Here is a 15871-nt window from a genome sequence, read left to right as displayed (position 1 = left end):
GCGCGAGCAACCACAGCAAACCCGCACCCGCCCACAGCCGACAAGTCCCGAGCTCGTAGGCGGCAACCACCAACCCCGTACAGCCGTACGAAAGAAGGCCCGCACAGCCATGACCGCCGCGACCCACCGCAGCGAACACGACCTGCTCGGCGACCGCGAGGTCCCCGCCGACGCGTACTGGGGTGTCCACACCCTGCGCGCCACGGAGAACTTCCCCATCACGGGGACGCCGATCTCCGCCTACCCGCACCTGATCGACGCCCTCGCCGCCGTCAAGGAGGCCGCCGCCCGCGCCAACGAGGAACTCGGCCTGCTCGACTCCGAGAAGGCGTCCGCCATCGTCGCGGCCTGCCAGGAGATCCGCGCCGGCAAGCTCCACGACCAGTTCGTCGTCGACGTGATCCAGGGCGGCGCCGGCACCTCGACCAACATGAACGCCAACGAGGTCGTCGCGAACCGGGCGCTGGAACTGCTGGGCCGCGAGAAGGGCCAGTACGAGTACCTCCACCCCAATGAGGACGTCAACCTCGGCCAGTCGACCAACGACGTCTACCCGACCGCCGTGAAGATCGCGACGGTCTACGCGGTGCGCGAGCTGCTGAAGGCGATAACGGCCCTTCAGGACTCCTTCGCCCGCAAGGCCGTCGAGTTCCGTGACGTGCTGAAGATGGGGCGCACCCAGCTCCAGGACGCGGTGCCGATGACGCTGGGGCAGGAGTTCTCCGCGTACGCCGTGATGCTGGACGAGGACCGCAGCCGGCTCGCCGAGGCGGTTGAGCTGGTCCACGAGATCAACCTGGGCGCCACGGCGATCGGGACCGGGCTCAACGCGCCCGCCGGGTACGCGGAGTCGGCCCGCCGGCACCTCGCCGCGATCACCGGGCTGCCCCTCGTGACCGCCGCCAACCTGGTGGAGGCGACCCAGGACTGCGGCGCGTTCGTGCAGATGTCGGGCGTGCTCAAGCGGATAGCGGTCAAACTCTCCAAGAGCTGCAACGACCTGCGCCTGCTGTCCTCCGGTCCGCGCGCCGGGCTGGGCGAGATCAACCTGCCGCCCGTGCAGGCGGGTTCGAGCATCATGCCGGGCAAGGTCAACCCGGTCATCCCCGAGGTCGTCAACCAGGTCGCCTTCGAGGTCATCGGCAACGACGTCACCATCACCATGGCCGCGGAGGCCGGACAACTCCAGCTCAACGCCTTCGAGCCGGTCATCCTGCACTCGCTCTCGGAGAGCATCACCCACCTGCGGGCGGCCTGCCTGACACTGGCCGAGCGCTGCGTGGACGGCATCACCGCCAACACCGACAGGCTCCGCGCGACCGTGGAGAACTCCATCGGCCTGGTCACCGCCCTCAACCCGCACATCGGCTACACGGCCGCCACCGACATCGCCAAGGAAGCCCTCGCCACTGGGCGCGGCGTCGCCGAACTCGTCCTGGAGAAGGGCCTGTTGCCCGCAGACCGGCTTGAGGCGCTGCTCCGGCCGGAGGTCGTCGCGGGCAGTGGGGCGCCGCAGGCGGTCTGAGCCGTTCGTCTTCCTCTTTTTCCTCCGGTGGGGGCCGGGCCCCGGCTGGTACGGGGTCCAGACCCCCCATCGAGGGGCGCTGAGGCGCGCAGGAGCGTCGCCCGGTGCGAGGCACGGCGAGTGTCCCGTCCGGCGCACAGGGAGAATGGTGATCATGACATCGTCGTCGACCTTCCAGCCGGTGCTCGACCGCATCGCCGCCGAGATCGCGGAGACACCCGGGCGCGGTCGGTCCGCCGACTACATTCCGGCGCTCGCGGCACGTGACCCCCGGCGGTTCGGGATGGCCGTCGCGGAACTGGGCGGCGCGGTGTACGGGGTGGGGGAGTGGCGTCAGCCGTTCTCCGCGCAGTCCATCACCAAGGTGTTCACGCTCGCGCTGGACCTGGCGCGCGAGGGCGACGTCCTGTGGGAGCACGTGGGCCGCGAGCCGTCGGGCAACCCCTTCAACTCGCTGGTTCAGCTGGAGTACGAGAACGGCATCCCGCGCAACCCGTTCATCAACGCGGGGGCTCTCGTGGTCACCGACCGCCTCCACACACGCAGCGGCGACGCGGCGGGCACGCTCCTCGCCTTCCTCCGCGCCGAGAGCGGCAACCCGGACCTCGCCTTCGACCAGGACGTCGCCGCCTCCGAGGCCGCACACGGCGACCGCAACGCTGCCCTCGCCCACTTCATGGCGTCCTACGGCAACGTCGGCAACCCGGTGCCGGTGCTCCTCGAGCAGTACTTCCAACAGTGCTCCGTCGAGGCGTCCTGCGCCGACCTCGCCCTCGCCACCGGTTTCCTCGCCCGCCACGGCGTCCGCGCCGACGGCTCCCGCCTGCTGACGCGCAGTCAGGCCAAGCAGGTCAACGCGGTGATGATGACCTGCGGGACGTACGACGCGGCCGGCGACTTCGCCTACCGGGTGGGCCTGCCCGGCAAGAGCGGTGTCGGCGGCGGGATCATCGCGGTCGTGCCGGGCCGGTGCACGCTGTGCGTGTGGAGTCCGGGCCTGGATCAGCGCGGCAACTCGGTGGCCGGGGTGGCGGCTCTCGACCGCTTCACGACGCTCACGGGACTGTCGGTGTTCTAGAGCCCTTCACGGCCCCCGGCGCCCGGGGACGCCGATCACACGGCGGTCATGTACGGGCCGCCGCACGGTGCACGGCACGTCGCCTGCCGGCCACCCGGCAGCGACACGCTGGCGGAGTGTTGGCCATGGCTTTCCCCGTCGATCTCCGCCATTGTCAGGCGCTGGGTCTCGCCGGCTCCGCTGTTCTCGCGCTGGGGGGTGAGACAGCCGGGGCCCTCCCGGTGCGTGACCTGCTCGCGCCCGCGTCGGCGCGCGCGGCGCTGGGCTTGGTCTGCGTGTACTTCGGCGTCGTCCTGCTGATCGCCGCGTGGGCGCTGCTGGGCCGGGTCGTACGCGGGCCGAGGCCGCCGACTCCTCGGGCCCTGCTGGGCGTTCTGGTCGTCTGGGCGGCGCCACTGCTGCTCGCGCCGCCCCTGTTCAGCCGGGACGTGTACAGCTACCTGGCGCAGGGCGCCATGGTCGAGGCGCACATCGATGTGTACGCCCACGGCCCCGCCCGCCTCGGCGGGCCCCTCGCGGCCGAGGTCGCTCCGGTCTGGCAGCACACCGCCACGCCCTACGGCCCGGTCTTCCTCGCCATAGCCTCCGGGCTCGCGGGCCTGACCAGCGGCGGGCTGCCCGCCGGGCTGATCGGCATGCGCCTGGTCGCCCTGCTCGGCGTGGCACTGATGGCCGTGGCGCTGCCCCGCCTCGCCCGGCACAGCGGCGTCGAGCCGGCCCCGGCCCTGTGGCTGGGCGCACTGAACCCGCTGGTACTGCTGCACCTGGTGGCCGGGGCCCACAACGACGCCGTCATGCTGGGGCTGCTCGGCGTCGGACTCGTCGTGGCACGCGGCCGCGCGTACATCCTCGGAGTCGTCCTCGTGACGTTCGCCGCGCTGGTCAAGGCGCCTGCCGCACTGGGCCTGGTGGCGATCGTCGTGATGCGGGGGCGCACGCGTGCCGTGCGGACGACGGCGACGACCGCGGCGGTCGCCCTCGCCACGACCGCGGTGACCACCGCCCTGACCGGGACGGGATACGGCTGGATCGCCGCACTGCGCACTCCTGTGTCCCCGGACAACTGGTCGCCCACCAGCGTCCTCGGCCGCGCCACCGGCGCCGTACTGGACGACCTGGGAAGTGAACTCGCCCCCCTGGCCCTGCCGGTCTGGCACGCCGCCGGACTCGTCGCGACCGGCGCTGTCGTCCTCTACATATGGCTGAAGCTGCGCCCCGGCCCCGTGTACGCGCTGGGCCTCAGCCTCGCCGTGGTGGCGGTGCTGGGCCCGGCGATCAGGCCCTGGTACGCGCTGTGGGGACTGTTCCTCATCGCCGCGGCGGCGCCCAGCGGCTCCGTGCGCACGCGTGTCGCCGCCGCCAGCGGAGTGCTCGCCCTCGCCGCCCTGCCGAGTGGCGGACCGCCGGACGCCGACCAGGTCGCGCTGGCCGTGTCGGGCGGGGCGCTGGCGCTGGTCGTGCTCTGGCAGGCCCACCAGGCGGCCGGGGCACCCGTGCTGGAGCGCACGGCATGACACCGGCGCTGCCCTACAGCGACACGGCGGACACCGAGAAGGCGGACACCGAAAGGGCGGACAACGGGAGAACCGACCGCCGACGGGTCCTGCTGGTGCTCGCACTCGCCTCGGCGGTCACCGTCTTCACCGCCACGGTCCCGCTCCTGCGGGACTGGTTCGACCTGCGCGTCTACTACGGAGCCGTCAACACCTGGGTGCACCACGGCGGTCACCTCTACGACTACCGGGTGCCCGGGACGACGTACGGATTCACCTACCCGCCGTTCGCCGCCGTCGGCATGCTTCCGATGGCGCTCGTCGGACTGGACACGGCGATCGCGCTCTGCCTGCTGCTCAACCTCGTGGCGCTGGCGGCCGTGCTGTGCGTCCTGGCCGGGCCGCTGCTGCGCCGGCACGGCTGGTTCGGCGTCGCGCTGGCGGTCTGCGTCCTCGCGCTGCTCGAACCGGTGCGGGACACCTTCAGCTTCGGGCAGGTCAACCTGCTGTTGCTGGCGCTCGTGCTCGGCGACGCCTGGCTGCTGTCCACGGGCCGGGGCCGCTGGGCGGGCGTGGGCATCGGGCTCGCGGCGGCCGTGAAGCTGACGCCCGCGCTGTTCATCGGTCTGCTCCTGATCGCCCGGAGGTGGCGTGCCGCCGGGCTCGCGACGGCCGTCGCCGCGGCCGCCACCGCGGCGGCGGCCTGGGTGGCGCCCGGTGCCTCCCGCTTCTACTGGACCGAGGCGCTGTGGGACACCAACCGGATCGGCCGCCTCGCCTACGTCTCCAACCAGTCGTTGCAGGGCGTGCTGGCCCGGCTCGCGGAACCGGCCGAACCGAGCCGTGCCGCATGGGCGCTGGTGGTGCTGGCGGTGCTGTGCGTGTGGGCCCGGCGGACACACCGGGCGGTCGCGGCCGACGACTGGACGGGGGCGTTCGCCCTCACCGGGCTGACGGCGTGTCTGATCAGTCCGATCACCTGGGTGCACCATCTGGTGTGGCTGCTGCCGTCGTTCGCGGTACTGCTCCGGCACCGCCGGCTGCTGTGGCTCGCGGGCGGACTGTACGCGGTGCTGTGCAGCAGCGTCGTGTGGCTGTGGTTCGACGACGCGTCCGGCCTGGACGGCTTCCTCGGCAGCAACACGTACGTGTGGATCACGCTGGGCCTGCTGTTCGGACTGCCCGCCGGTCAGTCCCCGGCAGGCCGCCGACCCTTGAGCCACAGGGTCAGGGCGATGGTGCCCGCGCTGACCCCGGCGGCCCCCACGAGCACGCCCGCAACCGTCCAGCCGGGGCGCGAGGACTCCTGCTCGGCGACGGGCAGCGGCTCGGAACCCGCCCTCGCCGAGGGCCGCGGTGCCGGTGCCGGGGAGTGCGGCGGCAGCAGCGAGCCCACCGGGTCGACGCGCCCGGCCGCCTTGAAACCCCAGTCGAGCAGTGAACGGGCCTCCTGATACACGGTGAAGCCGCCACCTGCCTGAGGGTTCATCACGGTGACGACCAGAGTGCGCCCGTTCCGCTTGGCCGCCGCGATGAGCGTGTTGCCCGCCTTGCTGGTGTAGCCGTTCTTGATGCCGATCAGGCCCGGGTACCGTTCGACGCCCTGCGCGCCCGTGAGGAGGCGGTTGGTGTTCCGGATGGGATACGCCCCGCCGTCCGCCGGGAACCGCGCCTCGGCCGTGGCACAGTACCGGGCGAACTCCTCGTTGCGCAGTCCGGCCCGCCCGAACACCGCCAGGTCGTAGGCCGACGAGACCTGTCCCGGCGCGTCGTACCCGTCGGGCGACACGACCCGTGTGTCGAGGGCGCCCAGGGCGCGGGCCTTCGCCTGCATCTGCGCCGCGGTGGTGCGCCAGCCCCCGTTGAGCGAGGCCAGGACGCGCACGGCGTCGTTGCCCGAGCTCAGGAAGACCCCGCGCCACAGGTCGGCGACGCGGTAGGTGCGGTTCTCCTGGACCCCGACCAGACTGCTGCCCTCGCCGACGCCGGCCAGTTCCTCGGGTCTGACGGTGTGCCGGATGCCGCCCGGCACGGACGGCAGCACCGCGAGCGCGAACAACGTCTTGAGGGTGCTGGCGGGCGGCAGCCTGCGGTGCGCGTCGTGCGCGGCGAGCACGTCACCGCTGTCGGCGTCGGCCACCACCCACGACAGCGCGGACAGGTCCCCGGGAACCTCCGGCGCACCGGACCGTGGCCGCACCTGCGTGCCCGCACGGTGCAGCGCCGACTGCCGACCCGGTGAGGCCGTCGCACGCGCGGCGTCCGGGTGCGCGCCCGGCGGGGCGGTGGAGCCCGGGGCGAGGGTCAGCATCCCGATCACACAGATGGCGGAGCAGGAGGTGGCTGCGCGGGAGGAAAGTCCGGTGGTCATAGCGTCAACGTAGGAACGGGCGCCGTGTCCCGCCGGGCCATCAGGGCCGGGCGGGCGGAGGGAACACCCGGATGCACCAAGACGCGCGCCGATGGGTTTGGCCGCTCGTTTCGGAAGGCGGACGCGTGCCGTCTCAGGAAACCGGAAGCGTGGGCTGGATCTGACGCAGGAAGGCCGCGTTGTCCGGCGTGGCGCGCAACCGGTCCAGGAGCGTCTCGAGGTTCGCCCCGTCCTGACCGTCCCGCGACCGCAGGGCGCGCCGCAGACCTCGTACGGCGGTCAACTCGTCCGCCGAAAGCAGGAGTTCCTCGCGCCGGGTGCCGGTCGGGATGATGTCGACGGCCGGGAAGACACGCCGGGCGGCGAGGGCTCGGTCCAGGCGGAGTTCCATGTTGCCCGTGCTCTTGAGCTCCTCGAAGAAGAAGTCGTCGGCGCGGGACCCGGTCTCCACCAGGGCCGTGGCGAGGATGGTGAGCGAACCGCGCTCCTCGGTCCGGCGTGCGGCGCCGAAGATCCGCTTGGGTCCGTGCAGCGCGGCGGCGTCGACACCGCCGCTGAGGGTGCGGCCACCGGCCGCCGCCGCGTTGTTGTGCGCCCTGCACAGCCGGGTCATCGAGTCCAGGAGGATCACGACGTCCTCGCCCTGCTCGACGAGGCGCTTGGCGCGCTCCACGACGAGTTCGGCGAGCGCGATGTGCTGCTTCGGCGTCCGGTCGAACGTCGACGCGTACACCTCGCCCCGCACGGAGCGCCGCATGTCGGTCACCTCCTCGGGGCGCTCGTCGAGCAGGACCACCATCAGGTGGCACTCGGGGTGGTTGCCGGCGATCGCGGCGGCCAGCTGCTGGAGCAGCACGGTCTTGCCGGTCTTGGGCGGGGCCACGATCAGGCCGCGCTGGCCCTTGCCGACGGGGGCGATCAGGTCGACGACACGTCCGGTGAGGCCGCTCGCCCGGTGTTCGAGGCGAAGCCGGTCCCGCGGGTGCAGTGGGGTGAGGTCGTGGAAGCTCGGTCGGTCGCGCAGCTCCTCGGGGGCGCGGCCGTTGATCCGCTCGACCTCGGTGAGGGCCCGTCCAGCGCCGCGCACGCCTTCGACGGTGTCGCCCTTGCGCAGGCCGTACCGGCGGATCAGCGCGGCGGGAACCTCGGGGTCGCCGGGCGTGGACAGGCAGCTCTCGGAGCGCAGATGACCCTGCCCGCCCGGTGCCATGTCGAGGACACCGCAGACGTGGGCCGGGAGCCGGCGCTGCGTGGGAGGGGATTCGAGTGTGGTGGTCATGGGAGTCCTTTCGGGACTGGGCCGAGCCGAGCCGAACCGAACCGGGCCGGGCTCAGCGGACAGGTGCGGGGAGAGGGAGGGGGATTGCCGCGAGGCGGAGTGGTCACGCCTGGGTGCGGCCGGACGCCACGTCGTCGGGCACACGGCGGCGGTCGGGCTCAGGACCGTGCGAGACGAGAAGTGACGCTGCGAAGGATGACGAAGAAAGAAGAAGAAGGAGGTGGAACCGGCACCGGCGCCCACGACGGGGCGAACACACGTGCTGCTCGCACTGTAGCACCGCGGGCACGGCCCGACCAGTGGGAGCTGCCGGACGGGCGTCCGCCGGGCGGCACATGGGTGGTGCTTGAACCGGGCTTGGACCGCACTTGACCTGCGAGAAAACACTGGCTGGCTTTGTTGTGTGCGTTGAACCGGAGCCGTTTGCGGGACGTACAGGGGAGGGCGGCGGCCAGGGCGCCTGACCCGGACCGCCGCGCCACCACCGCGCTTCGCACCGGAAGGACACTCGGGGTGTCGCTCTTCACGCGCTTTCACCAGCTGCCGGGCAGGAACGAGAAGACCGACAAGGCCGGCGAGGGCGACACGGACGGCGACGGCTCGCTCGAAGAGCCGCTCACCGTCGACGCTCCCGCCGAGGCGGTTGTGGCCGGGACCTCCGGCGAAGCCGGCTCCCGCACCCCTCGCGGCCGGCGGGTCATGTACCCCGCAGCCGCACGGGTCCTGTGGTGGACGGTCACCCTGGCGGCCGCCGCGCTCGTGTTCCTGGCACTGCTGCTGCCGGGGAACCTCAAGTACTTCGAGGCGAGGAGCTTCCTTCGGATACCGGTGGAGCCGATCCTCCTCTCGGCTCTGCTCCTGGTGCTGCCAAGGCGGCCCAGACGCGTCGTGGCGGTGCTCACCGGGGTGGGGCTCGGGTTGCTGGTGATCCTCAAGCTGCTGGACATCGGTTTCAACATGTTCCTCGGGCGCGGATTCAACGTGGTGCTCGACTGGGGGCTGTTCGACGACGCCGAGTCGTACCTCAAGGACACGCTCGGCGGCGCGGGCGCGCTGGGCGCCGTGATCGGGGTAATGGCCCTCGTTCTCGCCCTGCTCGCCGTGATGACGCTGTCGGTCGTCCGGCTCGTCGACCTCCTGCACCGCGACCGGCACACGGCGAGCCGGGCCACGATCGTCGCCGGAACCGTGTGGATCACCTGCTCGGCCCTCGGCCTGCAGCTCATCGGCACCACACCGGTCGCCACCAACAACACGATCGGCCTGCTCCAGGACCGCGCCGCACGGGTCAAGGCGACCCTGCGGGACGAGGCCGCGTTCGCGAAGGAGGCCAGGAAGGACGCCTTCGCCGACGTACCGCCCGACCAACTGCTGACCGGCCTGCGCGGCAAGGACGTCATCTTCGCCTTCGTCGAGAGCTACGGCCGCGCCGCCATCCAGGACCCCGCCATCGCACCCGGCGTGGACGCGACCCTCGACGCCGCCACCGACGGCCTGCGCAAGGCCGGGTTCTCGGCGAAGAGCGGCTGGCTCACCTCCGCGACGTACGGCGGCAGCAGCTGGCTCGGTCACTCCACGTTCCTGAGCGGTCTGTGGATCGACAACCAGGATCGCTACCGCACCGTCACCGCCGGCGAGCGGCTGACCCTCCCTGGTGCCTTCCACCGCACGGGAGCCTGGCGCACCGTCGGCATCGTGCCGGGCGTCCAGTACAACTGGCCCGAGGGCAGGTTCTACGGACTCGACCAGGTCTACGACGCCCGCGACCTCGGCTACCGCGGCCCGAAGTTCAGCTGGTCGACCATGCCCGACCAGTACGCCCTGACCGCCTTCCAGCGTCTGGAGCACGGCAAGAAGCGCGACAAGCCGCTGATGTCGCAGATCATCCTGACGTCCAGCCACCAGCCGTGGGCACCCCTGCCCAGGATGATCGGTTGGGACCAGGTCGGCGACGGCTCGGTCTACAAGCCCATCCAGAAGGCGGGCAAGGATCCCGCGGACGTCTTCTCCGACGGCACCAAGGTCAAGCAGGAGTACGGCAGGTCCATCCAGTACTCGGTGCGCAGCCTCACCGAGTTCGTGGAGCGGTACGGCAGCAAGGACACCGTGCTCGTCTTCCTCGGCGACCACCAGCCCATGGCCCGCGTCAGCGGAAACGGCGCCGACCACGACGTACCCATCAGCATCGTCGCCCACGACCGGAAGGTTCTCGACCGGATCTCCGGCTGGGGCTGGACGGACGGGCTGAAGCCCACGAACGAGGCCCCCGTGTGGCGGATGGACCGCTTCCGCGACCGCTTCCTCACGGCGTACGGCCCGCGGAACGGTGCCACCCCGTGACCTCGTGTCCTTGCCCGGGCGCCTGGTGCGCGCGCAGGTCGCCCGTTCACTGGCCCAGTTCGAAGATCCCGTACCCGAAGCCGTGGGCGGTGATCCCGCCGCGGTCGAGGTTCACGCCCGACACCTCCACGGGGCGTGCGGCGGCGGGGTCGTACGCCCAACGCGCCTCGTTCCGCTGCGGGTTGACCACCACCAGGTACCGCCCGCCCCGGACGTACACGAACGGGTAGCCCGCGTGCAGCACCTCCACCGAGCCGCCGGAGCCCAGCTCGGGGGTGGTGCCGCGCAGGTGGACGAGGCGGCGGACCAGGTGGAGGAGGGAGCCCTCGTCGGCGTGCTGGGCGGCGACGGTCGGGCGGTCGGGAGCCGGGTCGACCGGCAGGTAGAGGCGGTCGGCGGGAGCCGTGGAGAAGCCGGCGTTCTCGGTGTTGTCCCACTGCATCGGCGTGCGCGAGCCGGCCCTGTTGTAGCGGGGGCCGAGGACGCTGCCCTCCTTGTCGGGCAGGTGCTCGAGGTAGCGCATGCCGATCTCGTCGCCGTAGTAGATGGCCGGGAGCGTGGGCCAGGTGAGCTGGAAGGCGAAGGCGGCGGGGAGCTGTTCCGCGGTGCGCGGGCCGCAGTGGAGGCGGGAGAAGTCGTGGTTGGCGGTCGGCAGGGAGATGAACCCGCTGGTGCCGACGGCGGTGGACGCCTGCTGCCACGCCTCGACGAACGGGCGGGGCGAGCCCCTGCCGCCGGGGTCGAAGAAGCAGTCGAGCGGGTCCCAGTCCTCGTTGACGGTGCCCTCGCCGTTGCTCCACAGGGAGCGCAGGGCGAGGCCGTCGGTGGGCCCGCCGAACTGGAGGAAGAAGTCCGCGTGGAATCCCGCCGGGACGGAGACCTCGGGCTCGCCCCACTCCGACAGCAGGACGGCCTCCGGGTGCGCGGTGTCCAGCCACCGGCGCAGCTCCGACCAGATCCTGGCGGTCTCGCCGCGGTCCGGGTCGTCCTTGACGAGGGAGGCGGCCATGTCGACGCGGAAGCCCGAGACACCGAGGCGCAGCCAGTGGTCCATGACCGAGCGGAGAGCCTCGCGGTTCGCGCGCGGGCCGTCGTCGTCCACCGGCCGGCGCCACGGTTCGGCCGGGTTATGGCGCGCGTAGCCGAAGTTGAGGGCCGGCTGCGAGTCGAAGAAGTTCGGCAGGTACGCGCCGGGCCGGCTGCCGGGGGAGGGGACGAAGCCGTCGGGGCAGCCCTCGGGTGCCCAGATGTAGCGGTGGTCGTCAGGGTCGTTCGCGGACGCCGTGAACCACGGGTGCGCGTCGGAGGTGTGCCCTGCCACGAGGTCGAGCAGGACGCGGATGCGGTGGCGGCGGGCCTCGTCGACGAGTTTGGCGAGGTCGTCGTTCGAGCCGTAGCGGGGCGCGACGTTCAGGTAGTCGGAGACGTCGTACCCGGCGTCGCGGAACGGCGAGACGAAGCACGGGTTGAGCCACACGGTGTTGACGCCCAGCCAGGCCAGATGGTCCAGGTGCTCGGCGATGCCGTTGAAGTCTCCGACGCCGTCGCCGTTCGAGTCGGCGAACGACTGCGGGTAGATCTGGTAGAAGACGGCGTCTGCCAGCCAGGCGGGGGCGGGACGGAACGAAGTCATGCTGTCACGATAGGTGGCCTCCCTGATCGTGGGCTGCCCCTGAACCGAAGGCCGCCGGCGTCTAAGCTGAAGGCGATGTTCACTCCGCAGGGCCCCAGCCTCCGCGAACTGGCTGTTCAGGCGCTCTCCTCTGTCGAGCGCGGATACGACCTGCTCGCGCCCAAGTTCGATCACACCCCCTTCCGTACGCCGGACTCGGTCCTGGACGCCGTGGAGCGGGCGCTGTCCGCCATGGGGCCGTTCGACCACGGGCTCGACCTGTGCTGCGGCACCGGCGCGGGCATGGGCGTCCTGCGCGCGGTGTGCCGCGAGAGCGCGACCGGGGTCGACTTCAGCGCGGGCATGCTGGCGGTGGGGAGGGAGCGGACACCACGTCCCGCGGAGCCCGGGCCCCGTGTCGCCTGGGTGCGCGGCGACGCCCTGGCCCTGCCCTTCGGGTCCGCCTTCGACCTGGTCGTGAGCTTCGGGGCGTTCGGGCACTTCCTCCCGCGCGAGTTCCCGGAGCTGTTCGGGCAGGTCCACTCCGTGCTGCGGCCGGGCGGACGCTTCGCGTTCCCGCTGCCGGCGCCCGCGCCGCCGAGTTCCCCCTGGTACTGGGCCCTGCTGGGCTTCGACACGGCGATGCGGGTGCGCAACGCGGTGTGGCGCCCGCCGTTCGTCATGTACTACCGGCCGTTCCGGCTGGGGGAGGTACGGCGCGAGCTGGAACGGGCCGGTTTCGATGTCGAGCTGTACGCGCTGCCCGAGTTCGGGCGGCGGCGTGACGGGAGCCCGCGCTGCCGGATGGTCGTGGCGACGCGCCGGGACGGCTCCTCGTACCCGGCTTGATCCTCTTTTCGCCGCGCTGGACGAAGTGCCGGGCGAGCGGCCCCGGCCGTCCGTGTGCGGTGCCCGTGTCCCTCAGAGGCGTGAGGCCAGCCACTCCAGCTTGGCCGCTTCCTGGTAAGGGCCGCCGCCCTCATGGTCGTTGAAGTCGTACACCTCGATGTGCCTGTCGCTGTGCGCCCAGGCGTTGAAGGCCGCGAAGACCGTCGACGGCGGGCAGGTCTGGTCCTCCAGGGCCGCCGAGAACAGGGCGGGCGCCCGGCCGCGCGCGGCGAAGTGGACGCCGTCGAAGTAGGAGAGCGTGCGCTGGACCTGCTCGGTGCGGCCGCGGTGGGTCTTGAGGTAGTTGCCGACTTCCCGGTACGGGTCACGGTCCGTCAGCGTCGTCGAGCGCGGGAAGTCGCACAGGAAGGGCACGTCGGGGGCGACGGCGGCCAGATCGGGCACCAGGCCGCCGACCGCGATGGAGATGCCGCCGCCCTGGCTGCCGCCGGAGACCGCCGTCCTCGCGGCGTCGACCAGCGGGTGGGACCGGGCCGTCTCCACGGCGCGAACGGCGTCCGTGTACACCCGCCGGTAGTAGTAGTTCTCGGGAGCGTCGATCCCCCGCGTCATGAAACCGGGGTACGAGGGGGCGCCGCCCACCGGGTCGGGAGTGTCGCCGCCCCCGCCCCATCCGCTGCCCTGGCCGCGGGTGTCCATCACGAAGTGCGCGTAGCCCGCCGAGGCCCACAGCAGGTGCGTGTGGGCGAGACCCCGGCCGCCGCCGTACCCGATGAACTCGACGACCGCGGGAAGAGGGGTGTCCGCCCCCGCCGGCAGGACCAGCCAGCCCTTCACCGGGTGCCCGCCGAACCCGGCGAAGGTGACGTCGTACACCTTGACCGTCTTCAGATGGGTCTCGACCGGTTCGAAGCGTGCGCCGAGGTCGTGGGCGCGTGCCTCCTGGAGCGTTTTCGCCCAGAACGCGTCGAAGTCCTCCGGCTCCGGTGAAGCGCTTCGATAACCACGAAGCTCGTCCAGGGGCAGGTCGAACAGGGCCATGTATGACCACCTTCGAGGTCAGGGGTGCGGTTGATCACACCGTACGATGTGATCGCCGCGGGCCGCCAGGGCCGGGCGATCCGTTCCGGTCACCCCTGACCTCGGGTCATCGCCGCTGTCCGGTCACTTCTGGTCGGTGCCGACCAGAGCGCGGACCTCGAACTCCTCGAACGTGGTGTCGGTGGCCGTGGCGGGTGTGCGCCCGTCGGCCAGGGAGCCGATCCAGCCCAGCAGGAAGCCCGCGGGGATGGACACGATGCCGGGGTTCTGCAGCGGGAACCAGGCGAAGTCGGCGTCCGGATAGACCGAGGTGGGCTGGGAGGAGATGATCGGGGAGAACACCACGAGGAGCACCGAGCAGAGCAGCCCGCCGTACAGGCTGAGCAGCGCGCCGCGTGCGGTGAAGCCGCGCCAGAAGAGGCCGTAGACGATCGTCGGCAGGATGGCGGAGGCGGCGATCGCGAAGGCGAGGAACGCCAGCGTGGCCGTGCTCGTTCCCCACGACAGCAGGGCCAGCAGCATGCCCATGACACCGATGACGACCGCTGCGAGCCGGGCGACACCCAGCTCCTCCGTCTGCTTCGCCTTCCCCTTGCGGATCACTTCGCCGTAGAGGTCGTGAGCCAGCGAGGTGGCCGCCGCGAGCGTGAGTCCGGCCGCCACGGCGAGCAGCGTGATGAAGGCGAGGCTGGACAGGAGCGCTTCGAGCACGGCGCCGCCGAGCTTGTGCGAGAGCAGCAGGACGGTCGCGTCGCCCCTGGGGTCGATCTCCGCGATGTTCTCGCGGCCCACGATCGCGGTGGCGCCCAGGCCCAGCACGCCCGCCATCAGGCAGACGAAGCCGACCAGCCCCACGGACCACACCACCGAGCCGCGCAGGACGCGGTTGGTGCGCGGGGCGAGCAGGCGCATCATGACGTGCGGCAGCGCGGCGAGCCCGAGCACGATGGCCAGTTGCAGACTGAAGAAGTCCAGCTTGTTGGTGGTGGTCCCGCCGTACTGCAGACCGGGCTCAAGGAAGCGCCCGCCCAGGGCGCTGTTGTCGGCGGCGGCCGACAGCAGGTCGTCGATGTTCCAGCTGAAGTGATGCAGCACCATGACGGCGGTGACCGCCACCCCGGCGACCAGCATCACGGCCTTGACGATCTGGAGGAACGTGGCGCCCGGCATGCCGCCGATCGCCGCGTACACCACGACCATGGAGCCGATGACCACCACGCACATCGTACGCGTCGTCCCGGTGGGATCGCCGATGAACTGCGTCAACAGGGCGATGCTGCCCACGAGTTGGGCCACCAGGTAGAGAAGGCACACGGCGAGCGTGCACAGGGAGAGCGCCAGCCGGACCTGCCGCTGTCCGTCCGGCAGTCGCAGAGCCAGCGTGTCGCCCAGGGTGTACTTGCCGGAGTTGCGCAGGGGTTCGGCGATGACCAGGAGCACCATCATCCAGGCGACCACCGTGCCGCCCAGGTAGAGCAGGCCGTCGTACCCGTTCAGCGCGACTCGTCCCGTACTGCCCAGCAGCGTCGCGGCCGACAGGTAGGCACCGCACATCGCGAGCCCGTTGCGCAACGGCGTCATGTCGCGGTTGCCGAGGTAGAACTCGCTGATCTCGTCGCGCTGCGGGGCCGTCAGCAAGGCCGTGAAAAGGGTGACCACGACCACGGACACGAACAGGATGAAGGTCAGCCGCAGGCTGAACTGGTCGACGACGGCCGCCAGTTGCGTCACCATGCGCGGAACCGCCTTCCGGCCGTGGCACGGGTCTGCCGCTGCTCGCGCTCACGCTCGCGCTGCTGGGCGCGCAGCCGGATGACGATCGGGTCGACCCGGTCACGCATGTGCAGCACATGGCGCCACGCCGCGACACCCATGACAACGAACTGGACGAGTCCGAGCGTCAGTCCGACGGTGAGTTCACCCAGCAACCGCTGGTTCATCAGGGACGGAGCGAAACTCGACAACAGGACGTACGAAAGAAATCCGCCAACCGACAGCAGGACCGCTGTCGCGCCGAACGAGCGATATGCGCGCCGCAGTGAGCCGAATTCCGGGTCGTGGTGAATTGCCTGCGGGCCGGTCGGTTCCCAGCCGGTGGGGGGAGTGGGAGGAGGCGGGGCATAACCACCATGGGGTGGGTGGTGTTGGGACACAAGCACCTTCTTCGCTGCCTTATGTCACGCACGTGACTCCGCCGCGCCGGGAAAAGCCCGCGTGGGGTCCCGACTGCCTGCGGCGCCACGTATTCGTGCGGATCGTGGGGGGGAGGGGGAAACCGGAGTA

The 15871-nt window shown here is 71.4% G+C and carries 11 protein-coding genes and 1 pseudogene; 6 read left to right on the top strand and 6 right to left on the bottom strand.

Annotation, left to right across the window (positions count from 1 at the left end; translation table 11 throughout):
• Nucleotides 1-109 precede the first annotated feature (109 nt).
• The 4 genes from aspA to ACZ49J_RS31780 all read left to right on the top strand — a co-directional run bounded on the left by aspA (nt 110) and on the right by ACZ49J_RS31780 (nt 5550).
• On the top strand, nt 110-1525 hold the full coding sequence (gene aspA, locus ACZ49J_RS31795; protein WP_467453950.1) for an aspartate ammonia-lyase: 1416 nt from the start codon (nt 110-112) through the stop codon (nt 1523-1525).
• A gap of 145 nt (nt 1526-1670) precedes the next feature.
• Nucleotides 1671-2603: a glutaminase gene (locus tag ACZ49J_RS31790; RefSeq protein ID WP_467453952.1), complete on the top strand. Its 933-nt coding sequence runs from the start codon at nt 1671-1673 to the stop codon at nt 2601-2603.
• A gap of 83 nt (nt 2604-2686) precedes the next feature.
• On the top strand, nt 2687-4117 hold the full coding sequence (gene mptB / locus ACZ49J_RS31785) for a polyprenol phosphomannose-dependent alpha 1,6 mannosyltransferase MptB (protein WP_467454080.1): 1431 nt from the start codon (nt 2687-2689) through the stop codon (nt 4115-4117).
• A complete protein-coding gene (locus tag ACZ49J_RS31780) occupies nt 4114-5550 on the top strand; it encodes a glycosyltransferase 87 family protein (protein WP_467453953.1) in 1437 nt (478 codons plus the stop codon). The genes mptB and ACZ49J_RS31780 overlap by 4 nt, the downstream gene beginning before the upstream one ends.
• 86 nt (nt 5551-5636) lie before the next feature.
• Here ACZ49J_RS31780 and ACZ49J_RS31775 read toward each other — a convergent pair.
• Together ACZ49J_RS31775 and rho are read right to left on the bottom strand one after the other, a co-directional pair.
• Nucleotides 5637-6407 (bottom strand): annotated as a pseudogene (locus tag ACZ49J_RS31775) (D-alanyl-D-alanine carboxypeptidase family protein); the annotation flags it as partial.
• A 193-nt stretch (nt 6408-6600) separates the two neighbouring features.
• A complete protein-coding gene (gene rho / locus ACZ49J_RS31770; RefSeq protein WP_467453954.1) occupies nt 6601-7746 on the bottom strand; it encodes a transcription termination factor Rho in 1146 nt (381 codons plus the stop codon).
• Between the two features lie 513 nt (nt 7747-8259).
• On the opposite strand from rho, the gene ACZ49J_RS31765 reads away from it, so the two are divergent.
• Nucleotides 8260-10086 (top strand): alkaline phosphatase family protein, encoded by a 1827-nt coding sequence (locus tag ACZ49J_RS31765; protein WP_467453955.1) that lies wholly within the window; start codon nt 8260-8262, stop codon nt 10084-10086.
• Nucleotides 10087-10132: 46 nt separating this feature from the next.
• Here the strand turns inward: ACZ49J_RS31765 and ACZ49J_RS31760 are convergent, their stop codons facing one another.
• Entirely contained in the window at nt 10133-11719 is a 1587-nt protein-coding gene (locus tag ACZ49J_RS31760) for an alpha-amylase family glycosyl hydrolase (protein ID WP_467453957.1), read from the bottom strand.
• Between the two features lie 75 nt (nt 11720-11794).
• Here ACZ49J_RS31760 and ACZ49J_RS31755 point away from each other — a divergent pair, with 75 nt between their 5' ends.
• Entirely contained in the window at nt 11795-12547 is a 753-nt protein-coding gene (locus tag ACZ49J_RS31755) for a class I SAM-dependent methyltransferase (RefSeq protein ID WP_467453958.1), read from the top strand.
• Between the two features lie 72 nt (nt 12548-12619).
• Here ACZ49J_RS31755 and ACZ49J_RS31750 read toward each other — a convergent pair whose 3' ends face one another.
• The 3 genes from ACZ49J_RS31750 to ACZ49J_RS31740 all read right to left on the bottom strand — a co-directional run bounded on the left by ACZ49J_RS31750 (nt 12620) and on the right by ACZ49J_RS31740 (nt 15741).
• Entirely contained in the window at nt 12620-13588 is a 969-nt protein-coding gene (locus ACZ49J_RS31750) for an acetylxylan esterase (protein ID WP_467453959.1), read from the bottom strand.
• 123 nt (nt 13589-13711) lie between these two features.
• Nucleotides 13712-15322, bottom strand: a complete 1611-nt coding sequence (locus ACZ49J_RS31745; protein ID WP_467453960.1) for a sodium/solute symporter — start codon at nt 15320-15322, stop codon at nt 13712-13714.
• Nucleotides 15316-15741 carry a DUF485 domain-containing protein gene (locus tag ACZ49J_RS31740; protein WP_468351083.1) on the bottom strand — a complete coding sequence of 142 codons (426 nt, stop codon included), beginning with the start codon at nt 15739-15741 and terminating at the stop codon, nt 15316-15318. Before ACZ49J_RS31740 ends, ACZ49J_RS31745 begins: the two co-directional genes overlap by 7 nt.
• Nucleotides 15742-15871: the final 130 nt, after the last annotated feature.

The organism is Streptomyces sp. NPDC030840, assembly GCF_055572015.1.
This window is presented reverse-complemented; position numbering and strand designations above follow the sequence as displayed.

Coding starts and splice junctions, on each gene's coding strand:
- aspA (WP_467453950.1), top strand. CDS start 110: ATGACCGCCGCGACCCACCGCAGCGAACACGACCTGCTCGGCGACCGC.
- ACZ49J_RS31790 (WP_467453952.1), top strand. CDS start 1,671: ATGGTGATCATGACATCGTCGTCGACCTTCCAGCCGGTGCTCGACCGC.
- ACZ49J_RS31780 (WP_467453953.1), top strand. CDS start 4,114: ATGACACCGGCGCTGCCCTACAGCGACACGGCGGACACCGAGAAGGCG.
- rho (WP_467453954.1), bottom strand. CDS start 7,746: ATGACCACCACACTCGAATCCCCTCCCACGCAGCGCCGGCTCCCGGCC.
- ACZ49J_RS31760 (WP_467453957.1), bottom strand. CDS start 11,719: ATGACTTCGTTCCGTCCCGCCCCCGCCTGGCTGGCAGACGCCGTCTTC.
- ACZ49J_RS31755 (WP_467453958.1), top strand. CDS start 11,795: ATGTTCACTCCGCAGGGCCCCAGCCTCCGCGAACTGGCTGTTCAGGCG.
- ACZ49J_RS31750 (WP_467453959.1), bottom strand. CDS start 13,588: ATGGCCCTGTTCGACCTGCCCCTGGACGAGCTTCGTGGTTATCGAAGC.
- ACZ49J_RS31745 (WP_467453960.1), bottom strand. CDS start 15,322: ATGGTGACGCAACTGGCGGCCGTCGTCGACCAGTTCAGCCTGCGGCTG.